This is a genomic window from Nostocoides sp. F2B08 (assembly GCF_009184895.1).
GTDB lineage: Bacteria > Actinomycetota > Actinomycetes > Actinomycetales > Dermatophilaceae > F2B08.
Genome location: NZ_WESE01000003.1, coordinates 333,939 through 348,089 on the forward strand (window position 1 = coordinate 333,939; position 14,151 = coordinate 348,089).

11 protein-coding genes and 1 tRNA gene are annotated in these 14,151 nt (G+C 69.6%); 5 read left to right on the forward strand and 7 right to left on the reverse strand.

Features of this window, described 5'->3' with window-relative positions; genetic code table 11:
• Window positions 1-7 precede the first annotated feature (7 nt).
• Genes GA707_RS08985 through GA707_RS09000 form a run of 4 tightly spaced genes read right to left on the reverse strand, consistent with a single transcriptional unit; the run spans window position 8 to window position 5,975 of the window.
• The gene (locus GA707_RS08985) at window positions 8-1,822 is read right to left on the reverse strand and encodes an ABC transporter ATP-binding protein (RefSeq protein WP_152178079.1); all 1,815 of its coding nucleotides are present in this window, start codon (window positions 1,820-1,822) and stop codon (window positions 8-10) included.
• Entirely contained in the window at window positions 1,819-3,654 is a 1,836-nt protein-coding gene (locus tag GA707_RS08990) for an ABC transporter ATP-binding protein (RefSeq protein WP_370460026.1), read from the reverse strand. Before GA707_RS08990 ends, GA707_RS08985 begins: the two co-directional genes overlap by 4 nt.
• 10 nt (window positions 3,655-3,664) lie before the next feature.
• Entirely contained in the window at window positions 3,665-4,759 is a 1,095-nt protein-coding gene (locus GA707_RS08995) for an acyl-CoA dehydrogenase family protein (protein ID WP_152178080.1), read from the reverse strand.
• Between the two features lie 10 nt (window positions 4,760-4,769).
• Window positions 4,770-5,975: an acyl-CoA dehydrogenase family protein gene (locus tag GA707_RS09000; protein ID WP_152178081.1), complete on the reverse strand. Its 1,206-nt coding sequence runs from the start codon at window positions 5,973-5,975 to the stop codon at window positions 4,770-4,772.
• Window positions 5,976-6,114: 139 nt separating this feature from the next.
• Between GA707_RS09000 and GA707_RS09005 the strand changes: the two genes are divergently transcribed.
• The 5 genes from GA707_RS09005 (at window position 6,115) to GA707_RS09025 (ending at window position 11,330) form a co-directional block, all read left to right on the forward strand.
• Window positions 6,115-7,779 carry a long-chain fatty acid--CoA ligase gene (locus tag GA707_RS09005; RefSeq protein WP_226963655.1) on the forward strand — a complete coding sequence of 555 codons (1,665 nt, stop codon included), beginning with the start codon at window positions 6,115-6,117 and terminating at the stop codon, window positions 7,777-7,779.
• 93 nt (window positions 7,780-7,872) lie between these two features.
• Window positions 7,873-8,613 (forward strand): amino acid ABC transporter ATP-binding protein, encoded by a 741-nt coding sequence (locus GA707_RS09010; RefSeq protein ID WP_152178083.1) that lies wholly within the window; start codon window positions 7,873-7,875, stop codon window positions 8,611-8,613.
• Between the two features lie 73 nt (window positions 8,614-8,686).
• The gene (locus tag GA707_RS09015) at window positions 8,687-9,571 is read left to right on the forward strand and encodes a glutamate ABC transporter substrate-binding protein (protein WP_152178084.1); all 885 of its coding nucleotides are present in this window, start codon (window positions 8,687-8,689) and stop codon (window positions 9,569-9,571) included.
• Between the two features lie 101 nt (window positions 9,572-9,672).
• Complete coding sequence (locus tag GA707_RS09020) at window positions 9,673-10,350, forward strand: amino acid ABC transporter permease (protein WP_152178085.1); 678 nt, start codon at window positions 9,673-9,675, stop codon at window positions 10,348-10,350.
• Window positions 10,347-11,330, forward strand: a complete 984-nt coding sequence (locus GA707_RS09025; RefSeq protein WP_152178086.1) for an amino acid ABC transporter permease — start codon at window positions 10,347-10,349, stop codon at window positions 11,328-11,330. The genes GA707_RS09020 and GA707_RS09025 overlap by 4 nt, the downstream gene beginning before the upstream one ends.
• A gap of 156 nt (window positions 11,331-11,486) precedes the next feature.
• Here GA707_RS09025 and GA707_RS09030 read toward each other — a convergent pair.
• The 3 genes from GA707_RS09030 to dnaG form a co-directional block, all read right to left on the reverse strand.
• Window positions 11,487-11,562, reverse strand: a tRNA-Asn gene (locus GA707_RS09030).
• 73 nt (window positions 11,563-11,635) lie between these two features.
• Window positions 11,636-12,154, reverse strand: a complete 519-nt coding sequence (locus tag GA707_RS09035) for a hypothetical protein (protein WP_152178087.1) — start codon at window positions 12,152-12,154, stop codon at window positions 11,636-11,638.
• A 19-nt stretch (window positions 12,155-12,173) separates the two neighbouring features.
• Window positions 12,174-14,123, reverse strand: coding sequence for a DNA primase (gene dnaG, locus GA707_RS09040; RefSeq protein WP_152178088.1), 1,950 nt, complete (start codon window positions 14,121-14,123; stop codon window positions 12,174-12,176).
• Between the last annotated feature and the right edge of the window lie 28 nt (window positions 14,124-14,151).

Sequence of the window (14,151 nt, forward strand, 5' to 3'; positions counted from 1 at the left end):
CTCGCGATCAGCCGGCCTGCTGGGCAGACCAGGAGTCGTGCATCCGCGAGTACACCCCGCCGGCGCCGACGAGCTCACGATGGGCTCCGACCTCGACGATCTCGCCGCGGTCGACGACGACTACGACGTCGGCGGCCTCGGCGGTGGAGAGCCGGTGTGCGATCGCGACCGACGTGCGGCCTCGGGTCAGGCCGTCGAGGGCGCGTTGGACCCGCACTTCCGTCGCCGGGTCGACCGCCGAGGTCGCCTCGTCGAGCACGAGGAGATCCGGATCGGCGAGATAGGCCCGTACGATCGCGACGAGCTGGCGCTCCCCGGCCGACAGCGACTCACCGCGCTGCCCCACCTGGGTGGCGAGCCCGTGCGGCAGGCCCTCGATCCACGCATCGAGGCCGAGCTCGGTGATGGCGAGCGCGATGTCGTCGTCGGTCGCGGTCGGCTTGCCGAACCGGATGTTGTCCGCCAGGTCCGCGTCGAACAGGAATCCCTCCTGCGGCACCAGCACGACGCGCTCGCGAAGGCTTCGGAAGGCGATCCGCCGCAGCTCGACCCCGTCGAGCAGCACCCGTCCGCCGGCGGGATCCATCAGTCGGGTCAGCAGCTTGGCCAGCGTCGTCTTGCCCGAGCCGGTCTCCCCCACGACCGCCACCTTGGTATGCGGTGGGATCGTCAGGTCGACATCGCGAAGAACGAGGTCCCCGCCTGGGTAGGCGTACGAGACTCCGTCGAACCGCACCGTGATCGGTCCCCGCTGCTGCACCACTCCGTCGTCCCCGGGGTCGGAGACGTCCGCCGGGGTGTCGATGACCCCGATGACCCGGCGCCAGCCCGCAACGGCGTTCTGCATCTCGTTGAGGATCTCGGTCGCCATGAGGACCGGCTGGGTGAACAGGTTGACGAGGAAGAGGAACGCGAGCAGCTCGCCGAGAGTGATCTGACCTCGCGTGGCGAGGACTGTCCCGACGACGAGCACGACGGCGGTCGTGAACCCGGCGAACGCCTGGCCGGAGACGAAGGCGATGACGGAGCGGATCTGCGCCCGGATGGCCGAGGCGCGGTGCTCCTCGATCGAGGCGTCGATCCGTTCGGCGGTCCGTTCCTCCACGCCGTAGGCCCGGATCGTCGTCGCGCCGACGATGGACTCGCTGATCGCGCCGAGCATGTCTCCGACCCGCGCCCGCACCGCGCCGTAGGCCCGGCCGAGCATCGGCTGGAAGCGCCGTACGAGGAAGACCAAGGGGACGAAGCAGAGGTAGACGACGAGCGCCAGGATCGGGCTGTAGACCACCATGAGCACGGTCGCGAGGAAGATCTGCGCCGCGCTGATGAGCAGCATGAGCCCGCCGAACTGGACGAACATCGAGATGGTGTCGACGTCGCTCGTGACCCGCGAGACCAGCGCCCCCCGCCGTTCGGTGCTCTGGGTGAGCACCGAGAGGTCGTGGATGTGCCGGAAGGCCTTCATCCGCAGTGTCGCCAGCCCGGACTCCGCCGCGGTGAACAGGCGGACGTTGACGGCGTACTGCGCGAGCGAGGTCACGACGACGACCCCGGCCGCGATCCCGATCGCCCTCGCGACGAAGGCGACGTCGGGTCCGCCCTCGGCGAGAATCCCGTTGTCGGTCGTCTGTTGGACGACGAACGGGATGATCACCCGACCGACGGTGGCGACCACGGCCAGGGCGATCGTCAGACCCAGACCCACCCGGATCTCGGGCGAGAGCTCGAATCCCCGCCGAAGCGTCGCCATGGTGCCGAGTGCGCTCTGCTGTTCGATCCGGCTGCTCGCGCCGACCTCCTCCGACTCCTCGACCCCGCTCATGACGTCTCCTCCTCGGTCGCCGCGACCGCCGCCCGCTCGGCGGCCTCACGGGCGTAGGCCTGCACGAGGTTGGCGTAGCCGGTGCACCGGCCGATGAGCTCGGCGTGCGTCCCGCGGTCGACGACGCGGCCCTGCTCGATATAGACGACCTGGTCGGCCAGCAGGATCGTGGCCATCCGGTAGGCGACGACCAGGACGGTCATGCCCTCACGCGCCTCTCGCAGCCCCGCGAGGATGGCCTGCTCGACGGACGGGTCCACGGCACTGGTCGCATCGTCGAGGACGAGCAGACGCGGATGCCGCCAGATGGCCCGCGCCAGCGCGATGCGCTGCCGCTGACCGCCGGAGAGCGTGCCGCCGCGCTCACCGATGACGGCGTCGAGACCGGCGGGCAGTGCCCGGACGAACGGGTCAGCCTGGGCGATGCGCAGCGCGTCCCAGATCGACTGGTCGGTGGCCTCCTCACCGAGGGTGACGTTGCCGCGGACGGTGTCGTCGAACATGAAGGTCTGCTGGGCGACGAGGGTGGCGACCGCCGGGATCTGCCCGTGGGCGAGCCGCCGCGCATCGACACCGTCGATGAGCACCGATCCGGCCTCGGCGTCGACGAGTCGCAGGGCGAGGTTGGCCAACGTGGTCTTGCCGGAACCGGTCGGCCCGACGAGCGCCGTCGTGCTGCCGGCCTCCACCTCGAGGGAGACGCCGTGGATGGTGGGGTGGTCCTCGCCCTCGTGGCGGTAGACCACGTCGTGGAGCGCCGCCGACGCCGGCCCTTCCCCAGGGGGGAGGGTCCGCTCGCCGTACTCCATGCTCCCCTCGGCCCGCAGCACCCGCTGCACGCGGTCGTACCCGACGACCGAGCGGGGGATCTCGGCGAGAACCCAGCCGAGGGCCCGCACGGGGAAGGCCAGGATCGAGAACAGGTAGGCCATCTGCACCACCTGGGCGGCCGTCAGCTCCCCTCTCGCGACCTGCCATGTGCCGACCCCGAGCACGGCGAGCGTGCCGAGCGTCGGAATCGCCTCGATGACCGGCTCGAAGGTCCCACGTGTGCGACCGACGCGGATGAGCGAATCGCGCAAGGCGTAGGTCCGGGTCCGGAACCGTTCGGTCTCCTCGTCCTCGCGGCCCATCGACTTGACGATCAGTCCGGCCTCGAAGGACTCGTGGGCGACCTCCGCCACCTCCGCGCGCAGCTGCTGCGCCCGGGTGATGCGCGGCGACATGAATCTCTGGAAGATGACGTTGGCGAGGAACAGGCCCGGGAAGACGAGCAGCCCGATGAAGGCGAGGACGGGATCGAGGAACACCATCATCGTGCCGGCGATGATCAGCATGACGATGACGCCGATGGCCATGGGCAGGGGGTTGAAGACCTGCCAGGTGGCCTCGACGTCGGCGTGCGCGTTGGACAGCAGCTGGCCGGACGGATGGGCGTGGTGCCAGGACAGCGGCAAGCGAAGGTACTGACGCGTCACGCCCCGTCGGTACCCGGCCTGGAGGTTGAAGCCGGCGACCGTCGCGAAGACCCGCCGCAGGATCACTCCGACGACATTGACGGCGAGGATCGCGACGAGGACGCCGAAGATCAGCCAGAGTCCCCCCGCAGCGACCGACCCCGCGGTGACGGCCGGCTCGATGACGGTGTCCGTGACCCAGCCGATCGCCCACGCGGTGCCGACGGTGGCGGAGGCCCACAGGACCGAACCGACGACGGCGAAGACGGTCGCGCGCGGTTGCGCGCGCATCCCACTCCAGATGACGCGCAGACCCCGTCGCAGCACAGCACTGGTTGCCGCGGGCCGGGGTACGGGCGCGGTGGTCGAGGACACCTGCTCGAATCTACGTGAGCACGCCGACGGTGTCGTAGTCAGCCACGTCGGCCGCCAGTCGACCGAGGAGCTGGCGCGGATCCCCGTAGGTCCGCTCGATAGCGGTCAGCATCGCGGTCAGGTGGCCGACGGCGTACTCCGCCGTCACTCCGATGCCGCCGTGCAGCTGGATGGCCTCCTGCCCGATGTGCCGGCCGGTGCGCGCCAGGACGACTCGGCAGCGGCCGACGAGAGCCGGGTCGGTGTCGCCCTCGGCGACGGACATGGCGAGGTACATCGCCGTGGACCGAGCGAGCTCGAGCGAGACGTACATGTCGGCGGCGCGGTGGGTGAGCGCCTGGAACGCGGCCAGAGGCACCCCGAACTGCTTCCGCGTGCGCAGGTAGTCGCTGGTCATCGTCATCGCCGACTCCATCGCCCCGAGCGCCTGGCCGGCCAGGACGACGGAGGCGTGCGCGAGGGCGTCGACCAGGGCCCGGTCGGCGTCCGCTCCGCGCAGGAGTATGCGGCCGCTCGCCCCGTCGAGCACCATCACGTCGTTCTCGACCCGGGGACCGTCGAGGAGCACGAGCACCGTCTCCCCGGACGTCGAACCCCCGGCACCCTCCTCGTCGATCCGCGCGGTGACGACGGCATGGGTGGCCGCAGCGCCGGTCGGGACAGGGCCCTTGGTCCCGGACAGCACCGCCCCCTCGCCGGTGATGGTCGCCGTGACCCCTCCGGGCACGGGCGCGAAGGCGCGCATCGGCTCGGCCAGGGCCGGGAGGACGAGCGCCTCCCCGGCGACTGCGGAGCCGAGGAGGTCATCGCCCGCGTCGGCGAGGACCGACCCGGCCAACAGCGCGTCGGCGTAGGCGCTCTGCAGTCCGGCCCGTCCGAGCTCGCGGGCTGCGACGAAGACCTCCACGGCACTGGCGCCGAACCCGCCCGCCTCCTCGCGGAAGGGCAGGCCGAGTAGACCGGTCTCGGCCATCGCCGACCACAGGTCCGGGTCGTGCGGTCGCGGACCCGCTCCGTTGGCGCTCGGCCTGGCACCACGCCGCGACGCCATCTCTCGGACGGCGTCCGCGAGCGCCTTGTGCTCACTGTCGAGTGTGAAGTCCATCGGTCCCTCCTCAGCCCTTCAGTCCGAGCACGCTGCCGGCGATGATCTGGCGCTGGACCTCGTTGGACCCGCCGTAGATCGACGCCTTGCGGAAGTTCAGGTAGGTCGGTGTCGAGCGTCGCGCCCAGCCAGGGATGACGGCGTCCTCCTCGATCTCGCCGGCGGCGTCGTCCTCGATGAGCCAGACGAGGGACATGCTGCCGGCCACGTCGACCGCCAGCTCGAGCACGTCCTGCTGGAGCTGGGTGGCGCGGATCTTCAGGATCGAGGACGCCGGGTCGGGTTTACCGTCGTGGGAATGGCCGGCGACGCGCAGGACGGTCACCTCGAGGGCCATGAGCTCGGCCTCGAGCTCGGCCACGCGGGCCGCGACGAGCGGGTGACCCAGCACGGACTCGCCGTTCTCGTCGGTGACGCGCGCCGCATACGACTTGATCCGGGCCAGGTGCCGCTTGAGCGCACCGACGGCGGCGATGCCCGACCGCTCGTTGCCGAGGAGGAACTTCGCGTAGTCCCAACCGCGGTTCTCCTCGCCGACGAGGTTCTCGGCGGGTACGCGCACGTCGGTGAAGAAGACCTCGTTGACCTCGTGCCCGCCGTCGAGGAGCTGGATCGGCCTGACCTCGACGCCCGGTGACGTCATGTCGATGAGGAGGAACGAGATGCCCTCCTGCTTCTTCGCCGACGGATCCGTGCGGACGAGGGCGAAGATCCAGTCGGCGTGCTGGGCCATCGTGGTCCACGTCTTCTGGCCGTTCACCACCCACTCGTCGCCGTCTCGCACGGCCGTCGTGCGCAACGAGGCCAGGTCTGAGCCGGCGTCCGGCTCCGAGAACCCCTGGCACCACCAGATGTCGAGGTTGGCGGTGGCCGGCAGGAACCGCTCCTTCTGCTCCTCGCTGCCGAAGGTCGCGATGACCGGTCCGACCATGCTCACGTTGAACGGCAGCAGCGCAGGCACACCCGCCGACTGCATCTCGGACTGCCAGATGTGCAGCTGGCGCGGCGTCCAGTCCCGCCCGCCCCACTCGGCCGGCCAGTGCGGCACGGCGTATCCGGCGGCGTTGAGGATCCGCTGGCTGCGGACGAACTCCTCCTTGGTCAGCTCCACCCCCGCGGTCACCTTGTCGCGCAGCTCCTGTGGCACCTGTGTCGTCATGAACTCGCGCATCTCGGCCTGGAACCGCGCGTCCTCCGCGCTCAGCGACCGCTGCATCGGCCCGCCCCTCGTCTCGTCGGTGTGTCGTGGCTCGGTGTGTCGTGGTTCGGTGTGTCGTGGTTCGGTGTGTGGGTGTGGAGATTTCGCCCACCAACCTAATACGCCGTGTGGCAGGCTCTGGCCCATGGATAGCACGATGCAGTCGCCACCCCTGCTCATCAGCTCGATCCTCGAGTACGGCTCGACGATCCACGCCGACCAGGAGGTGGTGACGTGCACCGATACCGACGGCTCGGCCCGCCGGATGACGTATGCGGAGGTCGGCCGCCGCTCGGCCCAGCTGGCGCACGCATTGCGCGGGTTGGGCATCGAGGGGGACAACCGGGTGGCGACGTTCATGTGGAACAACGCCGAGCACCTCATCGCCTACCTCGCCGTTCCGTCCATGGGTGCCGTCCTGCACGCCCTGAACATCCGGCTCTTCCCCCAGCAGCTGGTCTACATCACGACGCACGCAGGCAACGAGGTCGTCATCGTCGACAACACCCTCGCGGGCCCGTTCAGCCAGCTGCTTCCTCACCTGACCACGCTCCGCCACGTCATCGTCAACGGCCCGGTCGACGACGCGACCCGCGAGGCCCTCGGCGCTCCCGACCACATCGAGGCGGTGCACGACTTCTACGGGCTGCTCGAGGGGCAGCCGGAGAGCTACGACTGGCCACGCGACCTCGACGAGAACTGCGCCAGCTCGATGTGCTACACCTCCGGCACGACCGGCAACCCCAAGGGGGTCGCCTACTCGCACCGGTCGAACTACCTGCACTCCGGCGCGGTCGGCATGGCGCTGGGTGTCGGACAGGGAGACCGGCTGCTCACCGTCGTCCCCCTCTTCCACGCCAACGCCTGGGGCTTCCCCTACCTGTGCATGCTCGCCGGCGCCACTCTCGTCATGCCCGACCGGTTCCTCCAGGCCGAGCCGCTCGCCCGGCTGATCGAGCGTGAGAAGGTCACCAGCGGCGGCGGTGTGCCGACGATCTGGAACGACCTGGTCCGCTACCTCGACGAGCACCGCCCCGACGTCTCGAGCGTCCAGCGGCTCATGGTGGGCGGCTCGGCCTGCCCGCCCGCGCTGATGCGAGCGTTCCAGGACCGCCACGACATCGAGATCATCCACGGCTGGGGAATGACGGAGATGTCGCCCGTCGGAACCCTCGCGATCCCGCCGGCCGGCGTCGAGGAGGGGAGCGACGCATACTGGCGGTATCGCACGGCCCAGGGGCGACTGCTCCCGGGCGTCGAGGCCCGACTCATCGGGCCGGACGGGTCCGAGCAGCCCTGGGACGGCGAGGCGGTCGGCGAGCTCGAGGTGCGCGGACCCTGGATCACCGCCTCGTACTATGCGAACGGGACCGAGTCGGAGGCCGAGCGCGACGAGATGGCCGCCAAGTTCCACGACGGATGGCTGCGGACCGGCGACGTCGGTGCACTGACCCGTGACGGTTTCCTCGTCCTCACCGACCGCGCGAAGGACGTCATCAAGTCCGGCGGCGAGTGGATCAGCTCGGTCGACCTGGAGAACGAGATCATGGCCCACCCGGCGGTGGTCGAGGCCTCGGTCATCGGGGTCCCCGACGAGAAGTGGGGTGAGCGACCGCTCGCGACGGTCGTGGTCGCCGAGGGCGCCGAGGTGAGCGCGGCGGAGCTGCGCACCTTCCTCGAGGGCAAGGTCGCCCACTGGCAGCTGCCGGAGCGCTGGTCCTTCATCGACGAGGTTCCGAAGACCTCGGTCGGCAAGTTCGACAAGAAGGTCCTGCGGTCGCGTTTCGCGCAGGGTGAGCTCGCCGTGGAGCGGCTCGACTGAGGCCCAGCGCGGCCGCCCCGTGACCGATTGGTTATCAAACTCGGCGGCGTTTGGGGAGGCGCGCGACGTCCCGGCGGCGCTAGGTTCGAACCTATGGCTGAGCCGCTCGTCGTCATGCAGGACGTCAACAAGCATTTCGGTGACCTGCACGTTCTCCAGAACATCAACCTCACCGTCGGAAAGGGCGAGGTGGTCGTGCTCATCGGTCCGTCCGGATCGGGGAAGTCGACTCTCATCCGGACGATCAACCGTCTGGAGACGATCGGCAGCGGCACGATCAGCATCGACGGCACCGTCCTGCCCGAGGAGGGCAAGGACCTCGCCCGCCTCCGGTCCGACGTCGGCATGGTGTTCCAGTCCTTCAACCTCTTCGCCCACAAGACGATCCTCGAGAACGTCACGCTCGGGCCGATCAAGGTCCGCAAGCTGAAGAAGGCCGACGCCCAGAAGCGGGCGATGGAGCTGCTGGAGCGGGTCGGCGTCGAGCACCAGTCGAACAAGTACCCGGCTCAGCTCTCCGGCGGTCAGCAGCAGCGCGTCGCCATCGCGCGCGCCCTCGCGATGGACCCCAAGGTGATGCTCTTCGACGAGCCGACCAGCGCACTCGACCCGGAGATGATCAACGAGGTCCTCGACGTCATGGTCAGCCTCGCCAAGTCGGGCATGACGATGATCGTCGTCACCCACGAGATGGGATTCGCCCGCAAGGCCGCCAACCGGGTGGTGTTCCTCTCCGATGGCCAGATCGTCGAGGAGAACACGCCGGAGGAGTTCTTCACCAACCCGCAGTCCGACCGCGCCAAGGACTTCCTCGGCAAGATCCTCACGCACTGAGACCCCACCTCGCACAGACCCGTCCCACCGATCCGACCGCACCTGCGGCACACCGAAGAAGAAGGAGAACGACATGTTCATTCGACGACTGGGGGCGATCGGCGCGGTAGCCGCGCTCACCTTCACGATGGCCGCCTGCGGCTCCGACGACACGACCGACACCGCTGACGGCGGCGACACCGGCACCGGCGAGGACACCGGGGCCGGTGGCGACGACGGCGCGATGATGGACAGCCTGCGCATCGGCATCAAGTTCGACCAGCCGGGTCTCGGCCTGCGCGAGGGTGACGCGTACACCGGCTTCGACGTCCAGGTCGCCGAGTACATCGCCGGACAGCTCGGCGTCGACGCCGCCAACATCGAGTGGGTCGAGGCTCCCAGCGCCCAGCGCGAGACCCTGCTCGAGACCGACCAGGTCGACCTCGTCGTCGCCACGTACTCGATCACGGACGAGCGCAAGGAGCGCGTGTCCTTCGCGGGGCCGTACTTCATCGCCGGCCAGGGCCTGCTCGTGCGGGCCGACGAGACCGAGATCACCGGTCCGGACACCCTCGAGGGCAAGGTGCTGTGCTCGGTGACCGGATCGACCCCGGCCCAGCGCATCGCCGACGAGTACCCCGGCGTCCAGCTCCAGGAGTACGGCACCTACTCCGAGTGCCTCCCGGCGCTGCTGTCCGGCCAGATCGACGCCATCACCACCGATGACACCATCCTCGCCGGCTACGCGGCCCAGGACCAGTACGCCGGCCAGCTCAAGTTGGCGGGCGAGCCGTTCTCCGAGGAGCGCTACGGCGTCGGCACCCAGAAGGGCAGCGAGCTCTGCCAGGAGGTCAATGCCGCCATCGAGGCGATGATCGAGGAGGGCGCCTGGGAGCAGGCCGTCCAGGACACCCTCGGCGCCGCGGACTTCACCCCCGGCCCGGGCAACCCGCCCGAGGTCGTCGAGGACTGCGCGTGACCCCACTCAGCCACTCGGCTGATCGCTGACGGCGGGTGTGCCGTGCTCACCGAGCACGGCACACCCGGTCGGCTCCCCCGTTCCCACGACCCGGAGGCCGCATGATCGACATCCTCACGGAGTACGACATCCTCGGCGCCTTCTGGAAGACCATCCAGCTGGCCTTCTTCTCCGCCATCGGTTCGCTGGTGCTCGGGACGATCCTGGCCGTGTTCCGTGTCTCGCCCGTGGCCGTCCTGCGGAACATCGGTGCGTCCTATGTGAACATCACGAGGAACACCCCGCTCACGCTCATCCTCATCTTCTGTTCCCTGGCGCTGTTCGGGGTACTCGGCTACGCGCTCGCGCCGCGCGAGTCCCCCACCTACATCGTGGACAACGCGTTCCGGTGGGCCGTGATCGGTCTGTCGATCTACCACGCCGCCTTCGTCTGCGAGGCGCTGCGCTCCGGAGTCAACACCGTGCCCGTTGGACAGGCGGAGGCCGCCAGGGCGATCGGCCTGACCTTCGGCCAGTCGCTGAGCCAGGTGATCCTGCCGCAGGCCTTCCGCGGTGCGATCGCGCCGCTCGGGTCGGTTCTGATCGCGTTGATCAAGAACACGACGGTGGCGGCGATCATCTCGGTGCCCGAGGCGGCCGCATTGATGCGCGTGATCATCGAGAACGAGACCGGCAGCCTCATCGTGTTCTTCATCTTCGCCCTCGGCTTCGTCATCCTCACGCTGCCGGTCGGGATCGGGTTCACCTCGCTCTCGCGGCGACTGGCGGTGAAGCGATGAGCGTTCAGGCGGTTCTGTTCGACGCTCCTGGGCCCCGGGCCCGGAGGCGTCACCTCATCCTCACGATCGTCGGGACGCTGCTCGTCCTGGGCATCCTGGGCGTCGTCGTGTGGCAGCTCAACGAGAAGAACCAGTTCGAGGCGTTCCTCTGGGAGCCGTTCACCTACCCCGACACCTGGACCGAGTACATCATCCCCGGCCTGGTCAACACGCTCCGGGCGGCCGCGGTCTCTATCGTCTTCGCGATGGTCTTCGGCGTCCTCTTCGGCATGGGGCGGCTCTCCCACGTCAGGCCGGTCCGGTGGGTGTGCGGCGTCATCGTCGAGTTCTTCCGCTCGGTGCCCGTGCTGCTGATGATGATCTTCACGTTCTTCTTCTATGTGCGGAGCCTCGGGATGCCGGGAACCACGGCGTCCTTCTGGGCGGTTGTGACCGGTCTGACGCTCTACAACGGGTCGGTCATCGCCGAGCTGGTCCGCTCCGGGGTGCACCAGCTGCCCGCGGGTCAGGGAGAGGCAGGCCTCGCGGTCGGGCTGACCGAGGGTCAGACCTTGCGCATCATCAAGCTCCCGCAGGCCCTGACCGCGATGCTGCCTGCGCTGATGAGCCAGCTCGTCGTCGTCCTCAAGGACAGCGCGCTGGGGACGTTCATCACCTACCCCGAGCTCATCTCTGCGGCGCGCCAGCTCGGGTCGCGCTACGCGAACATTCTCCCGGCATACGTCGTCGCGGCGGTCATCTTCATCGTGCTCAACTTCCTCCTGACGACGGTGGCCGCCCGAGTCGAGCGGTGGATCAGTCTGCGCGGACACACGGCCGGAGCTCCGACGGCGGCGGCCTCCAACCTCGTCGCCGGAGCCCGCGCCGGCGCTCCGGGAGAGTTCGGCACCAACGTCCTCGACCACGTCGAGGAAGAGATCCACGAGCACAGGCACCATCCTCGGCATCCGCGCGACCCCGGGGGCGCGGACCGCACGTAGGCAACGCCCCGGGACGCCCTGCGTCCCGCACCCGCTGAGTGGGCGGCGCGACGCGACCGAGGGCCCGGACCGTCTTCGGTCCGGGCCCTCGGTCGTCAGCGTCACGGCATCGCCGAAACGGGTTCGCGCGGCGGTGCCACCAGGCTGGATGCCGTGTGGCTCCCCCGGTTGGACTCGAACCAACAACCCTTCGATTAACAGTCGAATGCTCTGCCAATTGAGCTACGGGGGAAAGGCTCGGACGAGAGTAGCAAAGAGTCCGTGGACCTACCGAATCGACCTTCGGCAGGGTCGATCCGGCCCGCTCAGGGCAGGCCGACCTGCTCGCGGAGCTGCTGTCGGGCCGCCTGGATGCGAGGCTTGACGCCGGGGTCGGCGAGCCGCACGCCGCGACCGAGGATGACCTGGTCCAGGAGCCGGTCCCGGGACAGCTCCTTGCGGATGACGACTCGCGCCGAACGGCGGTCGTCGATGTCGACCGTCTCGGCGATCACCACGGAGGCCTGGACCCGCTCACGGAACGCCATGAGAAACGGCCGATGGCCCCCGACGTTGAGGGCGAGGTCGGGCGCCCGGTCCACCCACGACACGTGCAGCACATCGGCCTCGTTGTCGTAGCTGCCGGTGTCCACGAGGTGCCACGGCCGGTGCAGCCGGACCGCGCCGCCCCGATCCATCACGAGCAGCGAGAACGTCGCCACGACCAGGTGCTCACCGGTGACGGTGTCCGGGCACGAGGCGAGCACACGCTCCCCCGGTTCCAGCCCGAGGTCGGCGCCGGCGAGCGGGTCCGGCTCGCGCTCGGTACGTCGGAAGATGCCCACGTCTACCTGCCTGTCATGTCTATCGGCCTGCGGTCGTCTCTCGGAGGTTCGCCAGTCGGCGCTGGAGCTCTTGAAGCTGCTGGTAGAGCGCGCGGGTCGCCGCCGGCTCGCCCTGGCCGCCGGTGTCGAGCTGGCGAACCTGCACCATGAGGTCCGAGATGGAGCGGGTGAGCGCCACCTCGTGGAGCCGCGACAGGAGCGCTTCGACGTAGCGACGCGGCGGGGCGCCGGTGTTGTCGTCCAAGGCGGTCGGCAGGTCCGCGACGGCCAGCTCGGCGAGATAGTCGTGTAGCGCGAGCGGCGTGTGCGCGCGGATGAGGTCCAGCCAGGCGCTGAGTGGACGGGCCGGGTCGTAGACGAGCCCTCGCACCGACTCGAAGACGGCCCGATGGGCCGGGGCCATGAACGCCTCGGGGGGGATGTCCGCGATCGCGGAGGCGTCCAGAGTCTCGGGGAACTGGAGAACGACTTGGAGCAGCTGCCGCTCGGCCTGCACGAGCGGGTCGCGCAGGTCGGGCAGCCCGACCAGGTGTGGCTGTCCTTGGCCGGCCTCGCTCGATGGGCCCGCATCGTCGGGGCGGTATGCGCCGGTCGGGGACCCCGGTCGGCTCGCCTGCCCGTGCCGCGGGGCGCGGTTGGCCCTGGACACCTCGGCCTGCATCTGCTCGACACCGATCCCGAGCCAGCCGGCCACCTCCCGGGTGTACTCGGGACGCAGTCCGGGGTCACGGACGGAGGCGACCATCGGCGCAACGGCCCGGGAGGCGGCGACCCGACCCTCGGGCGAGCCGAGGTCGAACCGGGCGAGCGTCGTGCGCACGGCGAACTCGAACATCGGCGTGGCGTCCTCGATGAGCGCCACGACGGCGGCGGGGCCCTTCGCCCTGCGCAGGTCGCACGGGTCCATTCCGTCGGGCGCGACGGCGACATAGGACTGAGAGGCCCAGCGCTGGTCCTCCACGAAGGCCTTCATCGCGGCCTTCTGGCCGGCGGCGTCACCGTCGAAGGTGAAGACGACCCGGGCCGGGCTCGTGCCCTCCTCGTCGCGGATGATGCGCCGCAGGATCTTGATGTGGTCGACACCGAAGGCCGTGCCACACGTGGCGACGGCCGTCTCGACCCCCGACAGGTGGGCCGCCATGACGTCGGTGTAACCCTCGACGACGACCGCGACCCGCTCCCGCGCCATCGCCTTGCGGGCGAGGTCGAGGCCGTAGAGCACCTGGCTCTTCTTGTAGATCGGTGTCTCGGCCGTGTTGAGGTACTTGGCCTCGATGCGGTCGTCGTCGAACAGCCGTCGCGCGCCGAACCCGACGGTGTCCCCCGCCGCGTTGCGGATCGGCCAGACCAGACGTCCGCGGAAGCGGTCGTAGAGACCACGCTGCCCGCGCCCGGCGAGTCCTGACGTGACGATCTCGTCGGCGCTGAACCCCCGTGCGGTCAGATGGCGACTGAGCTCGTCGAACTCCATCGGCGCGAAACCCACCCCGAACCGTGCGGCCGCCGCACCGTCGAAGTCCCGAGCCCTCAGGAAGTCGCGAGCGGTCCGGGCCCGACGGTTTCCGGTGTCCCGGAGCAGCTCCTCGTAGAACTCCTGGGCCACCCGGTGAGCCTCGATGAGGCGTGAGCGTCCGGACAGGCTCATCTCGCCCCTGCCGGAGCCCTCGGTGCGGCGCAGCTCCATGCCGAGGCCGCTCGCGAGCCGCTCGACGGCGTCGGCGAAGGTCAGGTGCTCGACCTTCTGCACGAACGAGATGACGTCGCCCCCCTCGCCGCACCCGAAGCAGTGGTAGGTGCCGTGGGAGGGCCGGATGGTGAAGCTCGGCGTCTTCTCGTCGTGGAACGGACACAGTCCCTTGAGCGATCCGACCCCGGCGGGACGCAGGGTGACGTGCTCGCGCACGACATCCTCGATCGAGGCCCGTTCCTTGACGGCCGCGATGTCCTCGGGATGGATCAGACCCGCCACTCCCGCAGTCTATGGTCCGGTGCCGACG

What these genes read in the sequence shown, in the direction of transcription:
- GA707_RS08985 (WP_152178079.1), bottom strand. Translation starts at nt 1,822, where the DNA reads ATGAGCGGGGTCGAGGAGTCGGAGGAGGTCGGCGCGAGCAGCCGGATC.
- GA707_RS08995 (WP_152178080.1), bottom strand. Translation starts at nt 4,759, where the DNA reads ATGGACTTCACACTCGACAGTGAGCACAAGGCGCTCGCGGACGCCGTC.
- GA707_RS09000 (WP_152178081.1), bottom strand. Translation starts at nt 5,975, where the DNA reads ATGCAGCGGTCGCTGAGCGCGGAGGACGCGCGGTTCCAGGCCGAGATG.
- GA707_RS09005 (WP_226963655.1), top strand. Translation starts at nt 6,115, where the DNA reads ATGCAGTCGCCACCCCTGCTCATCAGCTCGATCCTCGAGTACGGCTCG.
- GA707_RS09010 (WP_152178083.1), top strand. Translation starts at nt 7,873, where the DNA reads ATGGCTGAGCCGCTCGTCGTCATGCAGGACGTCAACAAGCATTTCGGT.
- GA707_RS09015 (WP_152178084.1), top strand. Translation starts at nt 8,687, where the DNA reads ATGTTCATTCGACGACTGGGGGCGATCGGCGCGGTAGCCGCGCTCACC.
- GA707_RS09020 (WP_152178085.1), top strand. Translation starts at nt 9,673, where the DNA reads ATGATCGACATCCTCACGGAGTACGACATCCTCGGCGCCTTCTGGAAG.
- GA707_RS09025 (WP_152178086.1), top strand. Translation starts at nt 10,347, where the DNA reads ATGAGCGTTCAGGCGGTTCTGTTCGACGCTCCTGGGCCCCGGGCCCGG.